Source organism: Martinezella tropici, assembly GCF_003287875.1.
GTDB classification, from domain to species: Bacteria; Pseudomonadota; Alphaproteobacteria; order Rhizobiales; family Rhizobiaceae; genus Rhizobium; species Rhizobium tropici_C.
The window spans coordinates 230,273-246,846 of sequence record NZ_QMKK01000061.1 but is presented as its reverse complement, the minus strand read 5'-3'; the positions used below and the strand labels follow the sequence as shown (position 1 = coordinate 246,846).

General features: G+C 61.6%; 15 protein-coding genes. 5 read left to right on the top strand and 10 right to left on the bottom strand.

Annotated elements, in window-relative coordinates; translation table 11 throughout:
- The first annotated feature begins 17 nt into the window (after window positions 1-17).
- From DQ393_RS32115 to DQ393_RS32100, 4 genes are all read left to right on the top strand, one after another.
- Window positions 18-512, top strand: a complete 495-nt coding sequence (locus DQ393_RS32115; protein WP_112345708.1) for an Lrp/AsnC family transcriptional regulator — start codon at window positions 18-20, stop codon at window positions 510-512.
- Between the two features lie 130 nt (window positions 513-642).
- Complete coding sequence (locus tag DQ393_RS32110; RefSeq protein ID WP_112345707.1) at window positions 643-2,139, top strand: NAD-dependent succinate-semialdehyde dehydrogenase; 1,497 nt, start codon at window positions 643-645, stop codon at window positions 2,137-2,139.
- 31 nt (window positions 2,140-2,170) lie between these two features.
- Window positions 2,171-3,550, top strand: coding sequence for an aspartate aminotransferase family protein (locus DQ393_RS32105; RefSeq protein ID WP_181592463.1), 1,380 nt, complete (start codon window positions 2,171-2,173; stop codon window positions 3,548-3,550).
- Between the two features lie 143 nt (window positions 3,551-3,693).
- Window positions 3,694-5,124 (top strand): PLP-dependent aminotransferase family protein, encoded by a 1,431-nt coding sequence (locus DQ393_RS32100; protein WP_112345705.1) that lies wholly within the window; start codon window positions 3,694-3,696, stop codon window positions 5,122-5,124.
- Between the two features lie 20 nt (window positions 5,125-5,144).
- Here the strand turns inward: DQ393_RS32100 and ehuA are convergent, their stop codons facing one another.
- From ehuA to DQ393_RS32055, 9 genes are all read right to left on the bottom strand, one after another.
- Window positions 5,145-5,909, bottom strand: a complete 765-nt coding sequence (ehuA, locus tag DQ393_RS32095) for an ectoine/hydroxyectoine ABC transporter ATP-binding protein EhuA (protein WP_112345704.1) — start codon at window positions 5,907-5,909, stop codon at window positions 5,145-5,147.
- Window positions 5,906-6,598, bottom strand: a complete 693-nt coding sequence (gene ehuD / locus DQ393_RS32090) for an ectoine/hydroxyectoine ABC transporter permease subunit EhuD (protein ID WP_112345703.1) — start codon at window positions 6,596-6,598, stop codon at window positions 5,906-5,908. Before ehuD ends, ehuA begins: the two co-directional genes overlap by 4 nt.
- Window positions 6,595-7,260: an ectoine/hydroxyectoine ABC transporter permease subunit EhuC gene (ehuC, locus tag DQ393_RS32085; RefSeq protein WP_112345702.1), complete on the bottom strand. Its 666-nt coding sequence runs from the start codon at window positions 7,258-7,260 to the stop codon at window positions 6,595-6,597. The genes ehuD and ehuC overlap by 4 nt, the downstream gene beginning before the upstream one ends.
- 93 nt (window positions 7,261-7,353) lie before the next feature.
- Window positions 7,354-8,211, bottom strand: coding sequence for an ectoine/hydroxyectoine ABC transporter substrate-binding protein EhuB (ehuB, locus tag DQ393_RS32080; protein WP_112345701.1), 858 nt, complete (start codon window positions 8,209-8,211; stop codon window positions 7,354-7,356).
- Window positions 8,212-8,315: 104 nt separating this feature from the next.
- Entirely contained in the window at window positions 8,316-9,335 is a 1,020-nt protein-coding gene (gene doeB / locus DQ393_RS32075; protein WP_112345700.1) for a N(2)-acetyl-L-2,4-diaminobutanoate deacetylase DoeB, read from the bottom strand.
- 9 nt (window positions 9,336-9,344) lie between these two features.
- Window positions 9,345-10,523 carry an ectoine hydrolase DoeA gene (gene doeA / locus DQ393_RS32070; protein ID WP_112345699.1) on the bottom strand — a complete coding sequence of 393 codons (1,179 nt, stop codon included), beginning with the start codon at window positions 10,521-10,523 and terminating at the stop codon, window positions 9,345-9,347.
- Window positions 10,520-11,536, bottom strand: coding sequence for an ectoine utilization protein EutC (gene eutC / locus DQ393_RS32065; protein WP_112345698.1), 1,017 nt, complete (start codon window positions 11,534-11,536; stop codon window positions 10,520-10,522). Before eutC ends, doeA begins: the two co-directional genes overlap by 4 nt.
- On the bottom strand, window positions 11,533-12,519 hold the full coding sequence (gene eutB, locus DQ393_RS32060; RefSeq protein WP_181592462.1) for a hydroxyectoine utilization dehydratase EutB: 987 nt from the start codon (window positions 12,517-12,519) through the stop codon (window positions 11,533-11,535). The genes eutC and eutB overlap by 4 nt, the downstream gene beginning before the upstream one ends.
- A gap of 270 nt (window positions 12,520-12,789) precedes the next feature.
- Window positions 12,790-13,635 carry an oxidoreductase gene (locus DQ393_RS32055; RefSeq protein WP_112345697.1) on the bottom strand — a complete coding sequence of 282 codons (846 nt, stop codon included), beginning with the start codon at window positions 13,633-13,635 and terminating at the stop codon, window positions 12,790-12,792.
- 158 nt (window positions 13,636-13,793) lie between these two features.
- Between DQ393_RS32055 and DQ393_RS32050 the strand changes: the two genes are divergently transcribed.
- Window positions 13,794-14,657 (top strand): AraC family transcriptional regulator, encoded by an 864-nt coding sequence (locus DQ393_RS32050; protein WP_112345696.1) that lies wholly within the window; start codon window positions 13,794-13,796, stop codon window positions 14,655-14,657.
- A 247-nt stretch (window positions 14,658-14,904) separates the two neighbouring features.
- Here the strand turns inward: DQ393_RS32050 and DQ393_RS32045 are convergent, their stop codons facing one another.
- Window positions 14,905-16,545 carry an FAD-binding dehydrogenase gene (locus tag DQ393_RS32045; protein ID WP_112345695.1) on the bottom strand — a complete coding sequence of 547 codons (1,641 nt, stop codon included), beginning with the start codon at window positions 16,543-16,545 and terminating at the stop codon, window positions 14,905-14,907.
- Window positions 16,546-16,574 lie beyond the last annotated feature (29 nt).

Sequence of the window (16,574 nt, the reverse complement as noted above, 5' to 3'; positions counted from 1 at the left end):
CAGACAAGCGGCTTTAAATGAAACTGGATGCAATCGACCTGCGGATACTGGATGCCATTCAGCGCGATGGACGCATCACAAAGCTTGCACTCGCCGAAAAGGTCGGCCTCTCGCCGACGCCATGCTGGCTTCGCCTTCGCAAGCTGGAAAAGGCAGGCATCATCACAGGTTACCACGCGCGCCTGTCGCTGCGCCGGCTCGCCCCGATCGCCAATGTCATGGTCGAGCTTACGCTTGCCAACCATCGCCAGGCCGACTTCGACCGCTTCGAGCGGGCCGTCGCGGCCATTCCGGAAATCGTTGCCTGCTGGGCCGTCGGCGGCGGCGTCGATTACATTCTGAAGATCATGGCGGCCAATATCGATGCCTATCAACGCCTGATCGACGATCTCCTCGATCGCGATCTCGGTATCGAGCGCTATTTCACCTACATCGTCACCAAGACCGTGAAGGAGGAGACGGTGCTGCCCGTCACGGATCTGCTTTCCCCGGATGTGCCCGGCGGCGAATAGAGAGATTCTCCATCGGCGCCTCTCTCTTTAGGTGCTTTCTCTCTTCCAGCTGCCTGCAATGGACAATCTCTCGCGGCATTCCGTGACAGCATTGGACATCTGGCGACCATCTGGAAAGAAAGACCCGATCATGACTGCGCTCCATGCCCGCGCCACCTATCATGAAGCCCTTTCGCGGCTGAACGACCGTCATTTGCTGCGAGACCTTTCCTATGTCGCCGGCCGCTGGGTCGCCGGCAAAGCCGGCCGCAGCTTCCAGGTCACCGATCCCGCATCCTCCGTAACGCTCGCCTGGGTCACCAGCCTTGACCAGAGAGAAGCTTTCGAGGCCATCGACGCGGCAACGGATGCCTTTGCGGCCTGGCGCTCACTCCTGCCGCAGCAACGAGCGTCGATCCTGCGCAGATGGTACGAATTGATGATCGAGGCGCGCGAAGATCTGGCGCTGATCATGACTCTGGAGCAGGGCAAGCCGCTCGATGAATCCCGCCGCGAGATCGACTACGCCGCAAGCTTTGTCGAATGGTACGCCGAGGAAGCCAAGCGGATCAATGTCGAAAGCGTGACCAGCCATCTGCCCGACACCGAAATGTTCGTCCGCAGGGAAGCCTTGGGCGTCGTCGGGATCGTCACGCCCTGGAATTTTCCGGCTGCCATGATCACGCGCAAGGCCGCCGCGGCGCTTGCAGCCGGCTGCACGGTCGTTTCCCATCCGTCGTCGGAAACGCCTTTGTCGGCACTGGCGCTCGCCGAACTCGGCGAACGCGCCGGGCTCCCCGCCGGTGTCTTCAACGTACTGACCGGTGATGCCGCAACCATCGTCGGGGCCTTCTGCGACGATCAGCGGGTCAGGGCATTGAGCTTCACCGGCTCGACCGAGATCGGCAGGCTGATCGCCGGCCAATGTGCCGCAAGCATGAAACGGCTCGTCATGGAGCTTGGCGGTCATGCGCCGCTAATCGTCTTCGACGACGCCGATCTCGATCGCGCCGTCGATATCGCCATCAATGCCAAATTCGCGACCTCCGGCCAGGATTGCCTCGCCGCCAACCGCATCTTCGTGCAGCGCCCGATCATGGACGCCTTTGTTGCAGCGTTCGCCAAGCGCGTTGCCGCCTTGAAGGTCGGCCATGGATTGGACGGTGCCGTCGATATCGGGCCTCTCATGCACGAACGCGCCATTACCAAGGTCGAGGAGCATGTCGCCGACGCATTGAAACATGGCGCAAGGCTTGTCGTCGGCGGGAAACGGCACCCGGCCGGGAAGCTGTTCTTCCAGCCGACCTTGCTCGTCGATCCCTCGCCGGACGCGCTGATCATGCGCGAGGAAACATTCGGACCGGTCGCTGCTGTGACCGCTTTCGATAGCGAAGACGAGGTCATCGCCCGGGCCAACGACACCCAATACGGCCTCGTCGCTTATGTCGTGACGGCCAACGGCGCGCGGCAGATGCGGCTCGGCCGGGCGCTCGAATACGGCATGGTGGCCATCAACCGCGTGAAGATCACGGGCGGCCCGATCCCTTTTGGCGGTTGGAAGCAGTCAGGCCTCGGCCGCGAAGGCTCCCGCCATGGCATCGAGGCCTTCACCGAACTCAAATATCTCTGCGTCGACACGACAGCCTGACGCCGCGAATAGAAAAAGAAGGAACGATAATATGCTGGACAAGCGCAACGAACTGAACGCCTGGGACAGGGACCATTTCTTCCATCCCTCGACTCATATGGGCATGCACGCTCGTGGAGAGACGCCGACCCGCGTCATCGCCGGTGCCGACGGCGTCTACATCACGGATACCGCCGGCAAGAAGAGCCTCGATGCCTTTGCCGGCCTTTACTGCGTCAATGTCGGTTACGGCAGGCAGAAAATCGCCGATGCGATCGCCGAGCAGGCAAGGAACCTCGCCTATTACCATGCCTATGTCGGCCACGGCACGGAAGCTTCCATCACGCTTTCGAAGATGATCATCGATCGCGCGCCTGAGGGTATGAGCCGCGTCTATTTCGGTCTTTCCGGGTCTGACGCCAACGAGACCAACATCAAGCTGATCTGGTACTACAACAATATCCTCGGCCGACCGGAAAAGAAGAAGATCATTTCGCGCTGGCGCGGCTATCATGGCTCCGGCGTCATGACGGGCAGCCTCACCGGCCTCGAACTGTTCCACAAGGCCTTCGACCTGCCGCGCGCGCCGATCCTCCACACCGAGGCGCCCTATTTCTTTCGCCGCGCCGACCGCTCGATGACCGAGGAACAGTTCGCGCAGCATTGTGCCGACAGGTTGGAGGAGATGATCCTCGCCGAAGGTCCGGAAACGGTCGCAGCTTTCATCGGCGAGCCGATCCTCGGAACCGGCGGCATCGTTCCGCCGCCGAAGACCTATTGGCAGAAGATCCAGGCCGTCCTCGACAAATATGACGTGCTGCTCGTTGCCGACGAGGTCGTCACCGGCTTCGGCCGTCTCGGCACGATGTTCGGCTCAGATCATTACGGCATGAAGCCGGATCTGATCACCATCGCCAAGGGCCTCACGTCTGCCTATGCGCCGCTTTCGGGCAGCATCGTCTCCGACAAGATGTGGCAGGTGCTTGTCCAGGGATCCGATCAGCTCGGCGCCATCGGCCATGGCTGGACCTATTCCGCCCATCCGATCTGCGCGGCTGCCGGCATCGCCAATCTCGAGCTGGTCGACGAACTCGGCATCGTCGAGAATGCGGGCTCGACCGGTGCCTATTTCCGCTCTGAACTTGCCAAGGCCGTCGGCGGCCACCGGCATGTCGGCGAGGTTCGTGGCGACGGGCTGATGGCAGCAATCGAATTCGTCGAGGACAAGGACGAGCGCAAGTTCTTCGATCCCGCGCAGAAGATCGGTCCGCAGGTGGCGGCGGCACTGCTCGAGCGCGGCGTCATCGGCCGCGCCATGCCGCAGGGAGACATCCTCGGCTTTGCACCGCCGCTGTGCCTGACCCGCGAGGAAGCCGATACCGTCGTCAAGGCAGCGGCAGGCGCCATCGAAAGCGTATTTTCGAACCGCTGATCCGATCCTGACGAGACGACCCTATACACCCTACGCCGATGGCGGGGCCCGTTGTTGACAATAGGCCCCGCCATTGCATTCGGACGTCGCCATCCGGCACCGAATGGTGTACATGGATTCCTGTAATTGTACCGGATCAATCCATGTATCGTCATGATTCAAAAAGCCAGGACAATGGCGCTTGGAAACCTGTCCTCCAGCATCGCAAGGGTGCGACCAAGCACAAGCTGCTCACCGACAAGATTATATCCGACATCGATGAGGGTATTCTGCCGGTGCACGCGCAGATGCCGACGCATCGCGATCTCGCGCACGCATTGGGAATTTCGGTGCAAACCGTGAGCCTGAGTTACAAGGAGGCGGAGCGGCGCGGCTATCTGCGCGGAGAGGTTGGGCGTGGCACCTTCGTGCGCAGCCGTGTCACCGAACGCGCCGACAGCTTCATGCTCGATCGCGATCCGAGCGGCAGCGCCGATCTTTCCATAATAAGGGCCGTCTATACCGAGGCACATGAGCGCTCGGCTCGCGAGCTCATGCAGGCACTTGCGGAAAGCGACAATAGCAGCTTCATGCGGCCCTGCCGTCCGATCGCCGGCCTCGATGCTCATCGCGCGGCAGCACAGGTCTGGCTCGCCGGCTTATCGGTCACAACCGATCCGGATCGCATCCTCATCACCAACGGCGCGGCGCACGGCCTCTTCCTTGCCGTCGCCTCGGTCGTTCGGCCAGGCGAGGTGGTCCTGACCGAGAGCTTGACCGATCACGGCATCATCGGTCTTGCCAATGTTCTGGGCTTCACGCTGCGTGGCCTTCCGACCGATCGCGAGGGTATCCTGCCGGACGCCTTCGAGGCGGCTTGTGCCGTCGGCGACGTGACAGCGCTTGTCATCGTTTCCTCGCTCGGCAATCCCACCAGCCACGTCATGGGAACAGAACGCCGGCGCGCAATTGCCGATATCGCCCGCCGGCACGGCATCTTCGTCATCGAGGATGAGGTCTATAAGCCGATGCTGCGCGATCCCCTCCCCTCGATGGCGGACCTCATACCGGAGCTCGGTTTCTTCGTAACCAGCTTCACCAAATCCGTGATGACGGGACTGCGCATCGGCTATCTCGTCGTGCCCGCCCACTATTCGATCCGCGCCGCTTCGATCCTGCGCGTCACCGGATGGAGTGCAACCAACGTCGTTGCCGAAATGGCGTCGCGCTGGGTGCTGGATGGAACGGCGGAAGCCCTGCTTGCCGTCCAGCGAAACGAGGCGGAGGCCCGGCAGGCGATCGTCTCCGATGTGCTGGCGCCGTTCGTCGCCGGCAGCCATCCGCTGTCGCTTTGCGCCTGGCTGTCTGTTCCCGAACGTTGGACCGAGGAAGGCCTCGTGCGGGCGCTGGCCCGCAAGGGTGTGGCGGTAACGCCATCCGATCCGTTCGTCGCGGGTGGAGAGCGGCCGGTCGGCGGTATCCGCATCTGTCTCGGCGGCCGCCTCTCGCATTCCGCTCTTCGCTCGGCGCTCGAAACCGTTCGCGGCACCTTCGAACAGCTGCCGCCCGTCTTCGATGTGGGATCGATCGTTTAACCTTGCCGCAGGTCGATCTTTCAAAGGATCGAGCCCAGAAATTCCTTGGTGCGCTCTTCCTTCGGCGCGCTGAAGATCTCTTCCGGCTTGCCCTGTTCGCAGATGCGGCCCTTGTCGAAAAAGCAGACGCGGTCGGAGACTTCGCGGGCAAAGCGCATTTCGTGTGTGACCAGCAGCATGGTCAGATCGTGTTCATGTGCGAGATCGCGGATGACGCCGAGCACCTCGCCGACAAGCTGCGGATCGAGCGCCGATGTCGGCTCGTCGAACAGCAGCACGCGTGGTCGCATGGCGAGCGCACGGGCGATCGCGACGCGCTGCTGCTGGCCACCAGATAACTGGCTCGGATAATGATCCTTCTTCTCCGAGAGCCCGACCATGCGCAAAAGCTCGACCGCGCGGCATTCGGCCTCCGCCCGGCCAAGTCCGAGCACGCGTGTCGGCGCCTCGACGACATTGCGCAGCACGGTCATATGCGGAAACAGATTGAAGCTTTGGAAGACCATGCCGACATGGGTACGGATCTGGCGCAGATGCGCCTCGCTGGCGAGGAAACGACCACGGCCGTTGTCCTGATGATAGGACATGCCGGCCAGATGCAGGGTTCCCTCCTGGAAGGGCTCGAGCGTCATCAGGATGCGCAGGACAGTTGATTTTCCGGAGCCGGAAGGGCCGATCAATGTCACCTTCTCGCCGGGCGTGACGTCGAAGCAGAAATTGTCGAGCACGGTGAGGTGGCCGTAGCGCTTGGTCACATCTTGAAAGCGGATCAATGGTTGCGTCATTTGAGAGCAATTCCGTTTTTCGGCAACGCCTTTTCGAGCCAATGAATGGCCGCCGAGCAGACGAGCGTGAGGATGAGAAAGATCAGGCCGACAAGGGAAAGCGGCACCAGATACTCGAACGTCCGATCCCCGATGAGATTGGCGAGGTTGAGCATGTCGACCACCGTGACGACCGAAAGCACGGGCGTTTCCTTCAGCATGGAGACGAGATAATTGCCCATAGTCGGAACGATGCGAGGAATGGCCTGAGGGATGATGATATCCCAATAGGCGCGGCCGCGGCTGAGATTGAGCGCCGTCGCAGCTTCCCATTGTCCGAGCGGCACGGCATCCAGACCGCCGCGATAGACCTCCGACGTATAGGCGGAATATTGCAGCCCGAGCGCCAGCGCGCCGGTCAGGAAAGCAGGTAATACGATGCCGTAGATCGGCAGGACATAATAGAGGAAGAAGAGCTGGACGAGCAGTGGCGTATCGCGCAGGAACTCGATGACGAAAGCCGTCGGCCAGGAGATCGCCACAAAGCGGCTACGCCGCAGCAAGGCGAAGACAAGGCCGAGAACAAGCGCGATCGCAAAGCCTGCGGCTGCCGCCTCCAGCGTGACGATGAGGCCGATGCCGAGGATCGGCAGGATCGACAATGCGAAGGACAGCGTCGTCGACGTATCCCAGGTGAAGCCATACATCATGCCGGCGTCCTCCCCGGGAAAGCGGCGCCACGACGAAGAACGGTCTCCAGCCAGCGCATGAAGGCAACCAAAATGAGAGCCATGATGAAATATCCGATGAGCGTCAGCGAGTAGATCGTCACGCTGTCGAGCGTGATGTTGCGCAATTGCTGCGCCTGGAAGGTGAGATCGCTGATCGAAATGAGCGACACCAAGGCGGTGTCCTTCAGATTCTGAACGGCGAGATTGCCGAAGGCCGGCATCATTTCGACCACGGCCTGCGGCAGGACGATATGGAAGAGCGCTTGGCTCTGCTTGAAATTCAGGGCGCGCGCCGCTTCATGCTGCGTATCGGGGACCGCCTGCAGCGCGCCGCGCACCACCTCCGCGCCATAGGCGCCGATGTTGAGCGCCAGGCCAGCGATACCCGTGGTGATGGGATCGAAGGAGATCCCGATCAGCGGCAGCGCGTAATAGAGCCAGAAAAGCTGCACCAGAAGCGACGTGCCGCGAAAGATCTCGATATAGACGATCGCGATCGCGGAGAGCAGCCGCCCTCCGGCAAAGCGAGCAAGACCAGCGGCAAAGGCGAGGATTGCGCCGAGGAACATCGAGGCTACGGCGATGAGTGCTGTCACCTCCGCGCCCTTCAGCAATGCCGGCAGATAATGTGTCCAGCTCATGTCCGGGTCACCTCCGTTCCAAAATGGGAGGGGCCGAACGACCCGGCGATCGTCTGCAGACGGCCGCCAGATCGTTCTTGACTATCGATAGGTTCATTTGCCCGCGCACAGGTCTTCGGTGCTCTTCGTGCGTGCGGCCTCGACGCTTTCGGCGCTGAGACCGTAGGACATCAGGATCTTCTTGTAGTCGTCGGTCTTCTTGAAGGCTTCGAGAGCGGTATTGAAGGCCTTGTAGAGCTCCTTGTCCTCGGGCCGGAAATCGAAGCCGCCATAGCTTCTGACGGACTTTCCGTTGATCACCGGATCGGTGAAGGGCTCGGCATGCTCGACATTCGTGCTGCCCTGAACGAGCTTGGCGACAGTCAGCTCGGTTGCCGCATAAGCATCGGCTCGGCCGGTCTGGATCGTGGAAAGCGCATCCGCATTCGCCTGGATCATGACGATCTGGGATTCCGGAATGCCGAGACCATGGAAGAAATCGAGCTGATCGGCACCCGATACTATCGCAACTTTCAGCGACGGATCCTTCTTGATATCCTCATAGGAATGCAGCTTCTTCGGATTGCCCTTCGGCACCAACAGTCCCTCGCCGTAGCTCGAATTCGGCGTGGTGAACTGCACCTGCTTGCAGCGCTCGGGCAGGATGTTCTGCTCGGCGGCGACGAAGTCGAAGCGCTTGGCCTTCAGGCCGGGGATCAGCGAGCCGAAAGGCGTCACGGTCCAGTCGACTTCCTTGACACCCATCGACTTCAGAACGGCAGCGGCAACATCGGGACCAATGCCCTTGGCGGCACCGCTCTCGTCCATATAGCTATAGGGAACCTCGTTGGCGCTGGCGCCACGGATGTAGCCATCCTTCTTGATCTGCTCGAGGCTAGCGGCATGGGCTGAAACGGCGAGGCCAAGGGTCAGGCCCGTGGCGGCGAGGCTGCGGTAAAAATTCGATCTCATGGTTCACTCCTCTGTGGTTGAAATTCGTCATCGGCTGTCCGGTTTTCCGGATCTTTGCCGATAACGGGGTGGTGACCCGCGCCGCGCCATCGCGGCGCGGGAATTCAAGGCGCCTCCGTCAATGTTGCGACGACGGCCAAGCAATCCCCGGTCTTGATGAGGCCGGGGAAATGACGTGCGGCGAGAACACCGTCCAGCGCCGCCCGATAGTCAAAGGGCTCGGACCCGGTGCGGCCGATCGGATGGATGCGGGCGATGATCTCGCCCTGGACAATCGTGTCGCCAAGATCCTTCAGCGGCTCGAAAAGCCCCTCAGCCTCGGCGAAGACGAAGCAATCGGAGGACGGCATATCGAGCCATTGCGTCGCTTCGACCTCCGGGGCACCTGCAACGATTCCGACGTGCTTCAAGACATTCAGAACGCCGCGCTTGGCAATGGAAGCCGTGCGCGCCGATATGGTTCCACCGCCCGAAAGCTCGGTCGTCACAAAGACCTTGCCCATCTCCTCGGCCGTGGTGTCATACATGCCGACGGCATCGATCTCGATCATCCGCATGGAATAGGGTGCGGAAAACGCAGCAACCCCATCGAAGCAAGCCTTTTCCTGGCTCCTATCCGGCAAGGCATGCGCTGCGGCATAGGGCAGGAAATCGAGGGTACGGCCGCCCGAATGAAAATCGAGCACGATGTCGGCCAACGGCAGCAGGTAACGGGTAAAATAGTCCGCGATCTTCTCAGTTACGCTGCCGTCGGGCCGGCCCGGAAAACTCCGATTGAGATTGCCCTTGTCGATCGGCGAGGTACGGGTGGCCGCCCGGAAAGCAGGGTAATTCATCGCCGGAACGATGATGACCCTGCCCCTGACCTCCTCCGGCTTCAACGTACGGGCGAGATCGAAGAGCGCGACGGGGCCCTCATATTCATCGCCGTGATTGGCGCCTGTCAAAAGCGCCGTCGGCCCCTCACCGTTCCTGATGACGCAGATGGGGATCATGATCGAACCCCAGGCGGAATCGTCGCGCGACCAGGGAAGGCGCAGATGCCCGTGCTGAATGCCGTCCTGGTCGAAATCGACTGACGGTGTAATCGGCGATGAACGTTTGGATATGCTCATGCTGTTCATCTCAGGCGATCACTTCACGACAAGTCGTCGGGGAACGTTGGACAGGCACTCGACGCCGCTCTCGGTGATGACGATGCTTTCGGTGATCTCCATGCCCATGTCTTCCAGCCAGAGGCCGGTCATGAAATGGAAGGTCATGCCCGGTAGCAATTCGGTGCGATCGCCGGGGCGCAGGCTCATGGTCCGCTCGCCCCAATCCGGCGGATAGGAAAGGCCGATCGGATAGCCGGTGCGGTTGTCCTTGACGATCCCGTATTTCTTCAGGACCGCAAAGAAGGCGTTGGCGATATCCTCGCAGGCATTGCCGGGCTTGGCGGCGGCAAGGCCGGCCTCCATGCCCTCAAGCGTCGCCTTCTCCGCGTCGAGAAAGGCCTGCGTCGGCTTGCCGAGGAAGACGGTGCGCGACAGCGGGCAATGATAGCGGCGATAGCAGCCGGCGATCTCGAAGAAGGTGCCCTCGCCGCTCTTCATCGGCTTGTCGTCCCAGGTCAGATGCGGAGCGGAGGCATCCGCGCCCGACGGCAGCAAGGGAACGATGGCAGCGTAATCGCCGCCAAAGCCGTCGACGCCGCGAATGCCGGCATCATAGATTTCGGCGACCAGATCGGATTTGCGAATGCCCGGCTCGACTTTCTCGACGATCCGCTGGTGCATGGCCTCGACGATGCGGCCGGCCTTGCGCATATAGTCGAGCTCGGTCTTGCTCTTGACGGCACGCTGCCAGTTCACGAGCCCCTGGGCATCCTTGAAACGGGCATTCGGTAAGTGCTTGACGAGCGAGGCATAGGCTGCGGCGGTGAACCAATAATTGTCCATCTCGACCGCGATCGAGGCATTGCCCCAGCCGCGCTCCTCGATGATCTTCGAGAGCAGATCCATCGGATGGCGCTCATTGGACTGCACGTAGTGATCGGGATAGCCGATGATATTGTCATGGGCGAGATAGGCGGTGCGCTTGGCGCCATTGGCATCCTGGCCGCGGCCATACCAGATCGGCTCGCCGGTATCAGGCACCAGCACACATTGATGTACGTAGAAGGACCAGCCGTCATAACCGGTCAGCCAGTGCATGTTGGAGGGATCCGTGACGATGACGAGATCGACACCGGCTTTTTCCATGGCGCGGCGCGTCTTCTCGAGCCGCTCGGCATATTCGGCGCGGGTGAAATTGAGGGTCGGTTCGCTCACGCTGGGTCTCCTGATGCTTTTGTCGTTTCGATCGCTTGGCCCGCACCGGCCGAGACGGCGCGGCGATGGGCAAGCGTGGCAATGGCGGTATCCTGCACACCGGTCCCGGTCAGGTCGCAAAACGTGATCGCCTCGAGCGAACGGCGGCCCGGCACCTGGCCGGCGACAATGGCGCCGAGTTCGGGAAAGTCGGCGGCCTCGCTCACAAGTCCCTCGGCAATGGCATGATGAAGCTCGCCCAGCCGCCGCGTCTGTTTCAGGCTGTCGGCAACATAAGGCGCGGCCTTCAGGATGGCGGCCGGGTCGATCTCGTTCTTGTGTTCGGCGTCGGAACCCATGGCAGTCACGTGCTGGCCCGGCTGCAGCCAGGTGGCATCGAGGATCGGCTTGTCCGCCGGCGTGGTGGTGACGATAATATCGGCGTCGCGGCAGGCCTGCTTGGCATCCGCCTCCGCCACGATGGGAAAGCCGAGTTCCGCCGTCAGTTCTGTCGCGAGTTTTTCCGCCTTTGCCAGATCGCGCGCCCAAATCCGAGCAGCTTCGATCGGCCGAACCAGCGTGAGCGCGCGCAATTGCAGGCGGGCCTGCATGCCGGCTCCGAGAATTGCGGCAATCCGTGCATCAGGACGAGCAAGATGTCGCGCGGCCACGGCCCCTGCCGCGGCGGTTCGAACATCCGTCAGATAGCCATTGTCGAGCAGGAGCGCCTCGACCAGTCCGGTGCGCGCTGATAACAGCATCATCAGCCCGTTGGTGCTCGGCAAGCCGAGCGAGGGATTGTTGAAAAAGCCGGGGCTAACCTTGATCGCGAAACTGTCGAGATCGGGAACGTAGGCCGTCTTCACGTCAACCTCGCCGCGATGGGCTGCTATATCGAGCCGCATGATCGGCGGCATTTCGACGGCCTTTGTCGCCAGGGCCGCAAAGGCCCGCTCGACGCTATCGACGGCGTCGCCATCGAGCTCAACGATCTTGCGAAGGTCGGTTTCCGTCAGGATCAGCACACGCGTCATGGCGCCACCTCCGCCTTGATATTATCGACGATTGCCCGATGGACCGCCGGATCGATATTGGCCCCGGAAACAACAATCACGGTCAGCCCCTCGGGTTTGATCTTGCCGGCAAGCAGTGCGGCAATGCCCACGGCACCGGCCCCTTCGACGGTCTCGCCCTCGATCCTGGCTGCATGGCGGATGCCCGCGGCAATCTCGTCTTCGTTGAGCAGGATCACATCATCGAGAAGCGAACGGCACATGGGGAATGTCAGGTGATTGTCGAGCCCTATGCCGCCTCCGAGCGAATCCGCCAGGGTCTCGACCTCCTGAACATCGATCGGCCTTCCTGCCGCAAGGCTCGCCGCCATCGCCGCACCCCGTTCCATCGAAACGCCGATCACTTTGGCGGCCGGCAGGCGGCCTTTGATCGCGGCGGCGACACCGGAGGCCAGCCCGCCTCCCGAGAGCGGCACGAGAACAAGTGTGGTCTCAGGCAGATCGTCGGCGATCTCAAGCCCGAGCGTGCCCTGGCCGGCAATGACGGCGGCGTCATCGAAGGGAGGCACGAAACACATGCCCTCTTCACGGACCAGACGTTCGACCTCCCGCATGGCGTCATCCTGCGAATGCCCGACAATGCGGATGTCTGCCCCGAGGCTTCGGATGGCCTCGACCTTGTTGGCAGGAACAAGTGCCGACAGGCAGATGGTCGCGCGTGCACCCATTGCCCTAGCGGCGTGGGCGACAGCCCGGCCGTGATTGCCGGTCGACGCCGTCACCAAGCCGCACGAGCGCGCTTCATCGCTCAGGCATTGAAGTGCATTGGTGGCGCCGCGAAGTTTGAAACTGCCGGTCTCCTGATGGTTTTCCAGTTTGAGATGAACGGCGACGCCCATGCGCTGAGACAATGCATGCGACGGCCGTAGCGGCGTGCGCTGCACATATCCGGCAATGCGCGGCTGTGCTGCCTCGATATTCTGCAGCATGACCATCGTCGTCATGGCGCGCTCCGATGCTTCGCTGTCGACGTGAGCGATACCATGACGATTTTCATTCCTCTCTCGCGCTGGATGTTCATGACATCAGCGTGAAAGAGGTAATGGATCATGTCAATCTGTATATTGTTTCATTACAATCATAGATGTTCTTTTCCGACGTGGGGCCGAGCGGCAAGCCACGCAAAGCGCGCAGTGGTCAATTATAGGAGGATATCACCCACGCCGTTTCCAGCGGGGCACTCTCGCACCGCCGGAAATGCGCGGTTGCGCAAACTATCGGCTTTCGAAATCAACGCTTGTCGTCACCTCGGCCAAGGCTTCGAATTCAGCCTTCAGTGTCTCCATCCGTGCCTTGGCGACCTTCAGCGCGGATGCGCCAAGGAGAAGCCGAAGCGGCGTTTGCTCGGCTTTGACCGCGTTCAGGATCGCTTGTGCTGCCTTCTTCGGATCTCCCGGCTGCGAGCCGGAGACCGCGCGCGTCGCGGCCCGCCTCTTCCCCGCCGTCTCGGCATAGTCATCGATGATAACGGGGGACTCGATCATCGAACGCCCGGCCCAATCGGTACGAAAGGCCCCGGGTTCCACGATCAGAACCTTGATGCCGAGCGGCCCGACTTCATGAGACAGCGATTCCGAAAGCGCTTCGATGGCAAATTTCGTCGCGTGATAATATCCAGTTGCGGCGAATGCGACCAATCCTCCAAGAGAGGAAAGATTGACGATGCAGCCGCGCCGCCTTGCGCGCATGCCCGGAAGCACCGCCTTGGTGACATCAAGCACACCGAAGACGTTGGTTTCGAATTGGGCGCGTATGCCACTATCTTCTCCCTCCTCGATCGCCGCGAGGTAGCCATAGCCCGCCGCATTGACGAGCATGTCGATCCGGCCGAAACGCCGCTCGGCCTCACCGACCACCTGTGCGATGGTTGTGCGATCGGTTACGTCAAGCCGCGCGGCGACGACCTGATCCGGAAATCTTTCAACGAGTTCGCGGATCGTCGCCGGGTCGCGTGCGGTAGCAATCGCGATATCGCCCGCCTCCAGCACCGCTTGAGCAATCGCGCGTCCAAGTCCTGATGAGGCTCCCGTGATGAGCCATATCGATCGGTGATCTCTCATTCCATTATCCTTCCAAATGCTGCGATCATGATGATCCCGCTTGCGGAAGACATACGCTCGGCAATGGCGGAGGCTTAGGCCGATCCTTTCGAAGTTTTGCACAATCCTACCATCCTGGCCTATCTTGATCTCGACAATGGGGAGAAGAGGGGAAAGCGATGGAAGCCACACGACGAAGCTTGATCGAGCTGATGCGCTTTCATTGCACCGCGCCCAAGCAAAAAACACCGGTTCCCGGTTTGACGCTCTTTCGCAACGAAGCACCGACCGAGCCGGTTCGCAGCCTTTATGATCCGCGCCTTTGCGTCGTCCTACAGGGTCGAAAGGAGCTCATTCTGGATCGGCAACACATTGAAATCGGGCCGCGCGACTATCTCGTCGTCGTCCTCGATCTTCCGGTGACGGCACGTGTTGCCGAGGCAAGCCCTGGCCACCCGCACTATGCGATAACGCTTGATCTCAATGCGGCAATCATTGCCGAGCTGGTGGCAGATAAAAGGGAACCGAGATCGGCGGCAAAGACGAAGGGCGCCGCCATTGCCGGCCTCACCGCCGACATTCTGGAGCCTCTCGAGCGGTTGGTGCGGCTGCTGGATCGGCCCATGGACATCGAAACACTGGCACCGCTTGCGCAACGCGAGCTTTTCTACAGGCTCATCCAGGGCAGCCTCGGCGACATGGTCATCGAAAGCGGAATGGGAAATTCCCGCCTGTCGCGCATTGCCCGCACGACCGCCTGGCTTAAAGCCAACTTCGATCAGCCTGTCGATGTCGCGACCTTGGCAGATATCGCCGGCATGAGCCAGACCTCCTATTACCGCGCCTTCAAGGCCGCTACTGCGATGAGTCCCTTGCAATTCCGGGCACGGTTGCGATTGCATGAAGCGCGACGGCGGCTGCAGTTGGGCGTCGAGAAGATCGGATCCGTCGCCTTTGCGGTCGGCTACGAAAATCAGTCGCAGTTCAATCGGGAATATCGGAAACTGTTCGGGAGACCGCCTGGTGCAGACCTGTCTCGCTGACACGCAGGCCAGCCGTCCATTCGGGTAGGTTCACTAAATCGTCGTGGCCGCTATTGTTTCTGCTGTCGGTTCGGACGCCACCCCCGAACCGATCACTACAGCGTCCGACGAGACTGCATGCCCTCGCAGTGTCGTCGGACACCCCCATGGGAATGAATGCCAGTGACGAGGACTGCAGCCCGCGGCCATATCGATGATATGGAGCTGGATCAGTCTTTACTGGAAACACCGGCCGCGAACGCGCGGCTCATGCCGCCCGCCCGGCATTGCGTCCGGAAAAGATGCAGCCTCCCAGGAACGTGCCCTCCAGCGCATTGTAGCCATGATATCCGCCGCCGCCGAAACCTGCCGCCTCACCGCAGGCGTACAGTCCCGGTATGCGCGCGCCGTCATGCCCGAGCGCCTGGCTGTTCAGATCGGTTTCGAGCCCGCCCAGAGATTTACGGGTGAGAATGTGGAGACGCACGGCGATCAGGGGACCCGCCTTGGGATCCAGGATCCGGTGTGGCGGTGCGGTGCGCATGAACCGATCACCGAGATAGCCACGCGCCTGTCTCAATGCGACGATCTGGGCGTCCTTGGCAAAGGGATTGTCCAGCTCGCGGTCACGGGCCTCGATCTGGCTGCGCACGTGGACAAGGTCGATCGGATGATCCCCGATGCGGTTCATGCCGGCGACGAGCTCTTCCACCGTTTGCGCGACGATGAAATCCTCGCCCTTCTCCTTGAAAGCCTCCACCGGCGGCGGCGCCGAGCGGCCGAGCCGGCTGCGCAGGAGGAGGCCGATGTCGCGGCCCGTGAGATCGGGATTTTGTTCGGACCCCGAGAGCGCGAACTCTTTCTTGATGATCTTTTGTGTGGTTACGAACCAGCTGTAACCATGCCCGAGCTTGCAGATATGCTGTAGCGTCGCGAGGCTGTCGAAACCAGGCAGACAGGGAGCGGGCATACGATTGCCGGTGGCGTCGAACCAGAGAGAGGATGGTCCGGGCAGGATGCGAATGCCATGGTTCGGCCAGATTGGGTCCCAGTTGCGAATCCCCTCGGTATAGTGCCACATCCTGTCGCCGTTGATGAGCCGTGCGCCCGCCGCTTCGGCATGGCCGATCATCAGGCCATCGACATGGTGAGGCACCCCGCTCAGCATCCGGTCTGGCGGTGTGCCGAGGCGCTCGGCAGGCCATGCGCGACGAACCAATTCCGGATTGCCGCCGATGCCGCCGCTCGCCACGATCACGGCTGCGTGAATGCGAAAATCCCCGACGACATCGCGGTTCGATCGCTGGCCGCGCCGGATATTGTCCTCTGCCAGGATCTCGCCTTCCACGCCGGTAATGCCGCTGCCGTCGCCGATCAGCCGCGTCACTCGCCGGCGGAACATCAGCTCGATCTTTCCCTCCTTCTCGGCCGCCAGCACCCGCTTCACGAACGGCTCGATCACGCCCGGACCCGTGCCCCAGGTGACGTGAAAGCGCGGCACGGAATTGCCGTGGCCGTGAGCAAGGCTTCCGCCGCGTTCGGCCCAGCCGACGACGGGGAACCAGCGCATGCCGAGTTCGTGCAGCCAGCTCCGCATCTCGCCGGCGGCGAAATCGAGATAAGCGTCCGCCCACGCACGCGGCCAGAAGTCCTCAGCCCGGTCGAAGGCGGCCGAGCCCAGCCAGTCCTGGCGGGCAAGTTCGATGCTGTCGCGAACTCGCATACGCCGTTGCTCCGGCGTATCGATCATGAAGAGCCCACCGAGAGACCAGAAGGCCTGGCCGCCGAGGCTTGCCCGCGGCTCCTGATCGATGAGGATCACCCGTTTCCCATGTTCAATCAGCTCCGAGGCGGCAACAAGACCAGACAAACCTCCTCCAACGATGACGACATCTGCGTAACTGTCCATTCGACCTCCCAGCGAATAGTTATTCGCCG

Excerpts from the sequence above, each read along its gene's own strand:
- DQ393_RS32115 (WP_112345708.1), top strand. The coding sequence starts at position 18 with ATGAAACTGGATGCAATCGACCTGCGGATACTGGATGCCATTCAGCGC.
- DQ393_RS32110 (WP_112345707.1), top strand. The coding sequence starts at position 643 with ATGACTGCGCTCCATGCCCGCGCCACCTATCATGAAGCCCTTTCGCGG.
- DQ393_RS32105 (WP_181592463.1), top strand. The coding sequence starts at position 2,171 with ATGCTGGACAAGCGCAACGAACTGAACGCCTGGGACAGGGACCATTTC.
- DQ393_RS32100 (WP_112345705.1), top strand. The coding sequence starts at position 3,694 with ATGTATCGTCATGATTCAAAAAGCCAGGACAATGGCGCTTGGAAACCT.
- ehuA (WP_112345704.1), bottom strand. The coding sequence starts at position 5,909 with ATGACGCAACCATTGATCCGCTTTCAAGATGTGACCAAGCGCTACGGC.
- ehuD (WP_112345703.1), bottom strand. The coding sequence starts at position 6,598 with ATGATGTATGGCTTCACCTGGGATACGTCGACGACGCTGTCCTTCGCA.
- ehuC (WP_112345702.1), bottom strand. The coding sequence starts at position 7,260 with ATGAGCTGGACACATTATCTGCCGGCATTGCTGAAGGGCGCGGAGGTG.
- ehuB (WP_112345701.1), bottom strand. The coding sequence starts at position 8,211 with ATGAGATCGAATTTTTACCGCAGCCTCGCCGCCACGGGCCTGACCCTT.
- doeB (WP_112345700.1), bottom strand. The coding sequence starts at position 9,335 with ATGAACAGCATGAGCATATCCAAACGTTCATCGCCGATTACACCGTCA.
- eutC (WP_112345698.1), bottom strand. The coding sequence starts at position 11,536 with ATGACGCGTGTGCTGATCCTGACGGAAACCGACCTTCGCAAGATCGTT.
- eutB (WP_181592462.1), bottom strand. The coding sequence starts at position 12,519 with ATGACGACGATGGTCATGCTGCAGAATATCGAGGCAGCACAGCCGCGC.
- DQ393_RS32055 (WP_112345697.1), bottom strand. The coding sequence starts at position 13,635 with ATGAGAGATCACCGATCGATATGGCTCATCACGGGAGCCTCATCAGGA.
- DQ393_RS32050 (WP_112345696.1), top strand. The coding sequence starts at position 13,794 with ATGGAAGCCACACGACGAAGCTTGATCGAGCTGATGCGCTTTCATTGC.
- DQ393_RS32045 (WP_112345695.1), bottom strand. The coding sequence starts at position 16,545 with ATGGACAGTTACGCAGATGTCGTCATCGTTGGAGGAGGTTTGTCTGGT.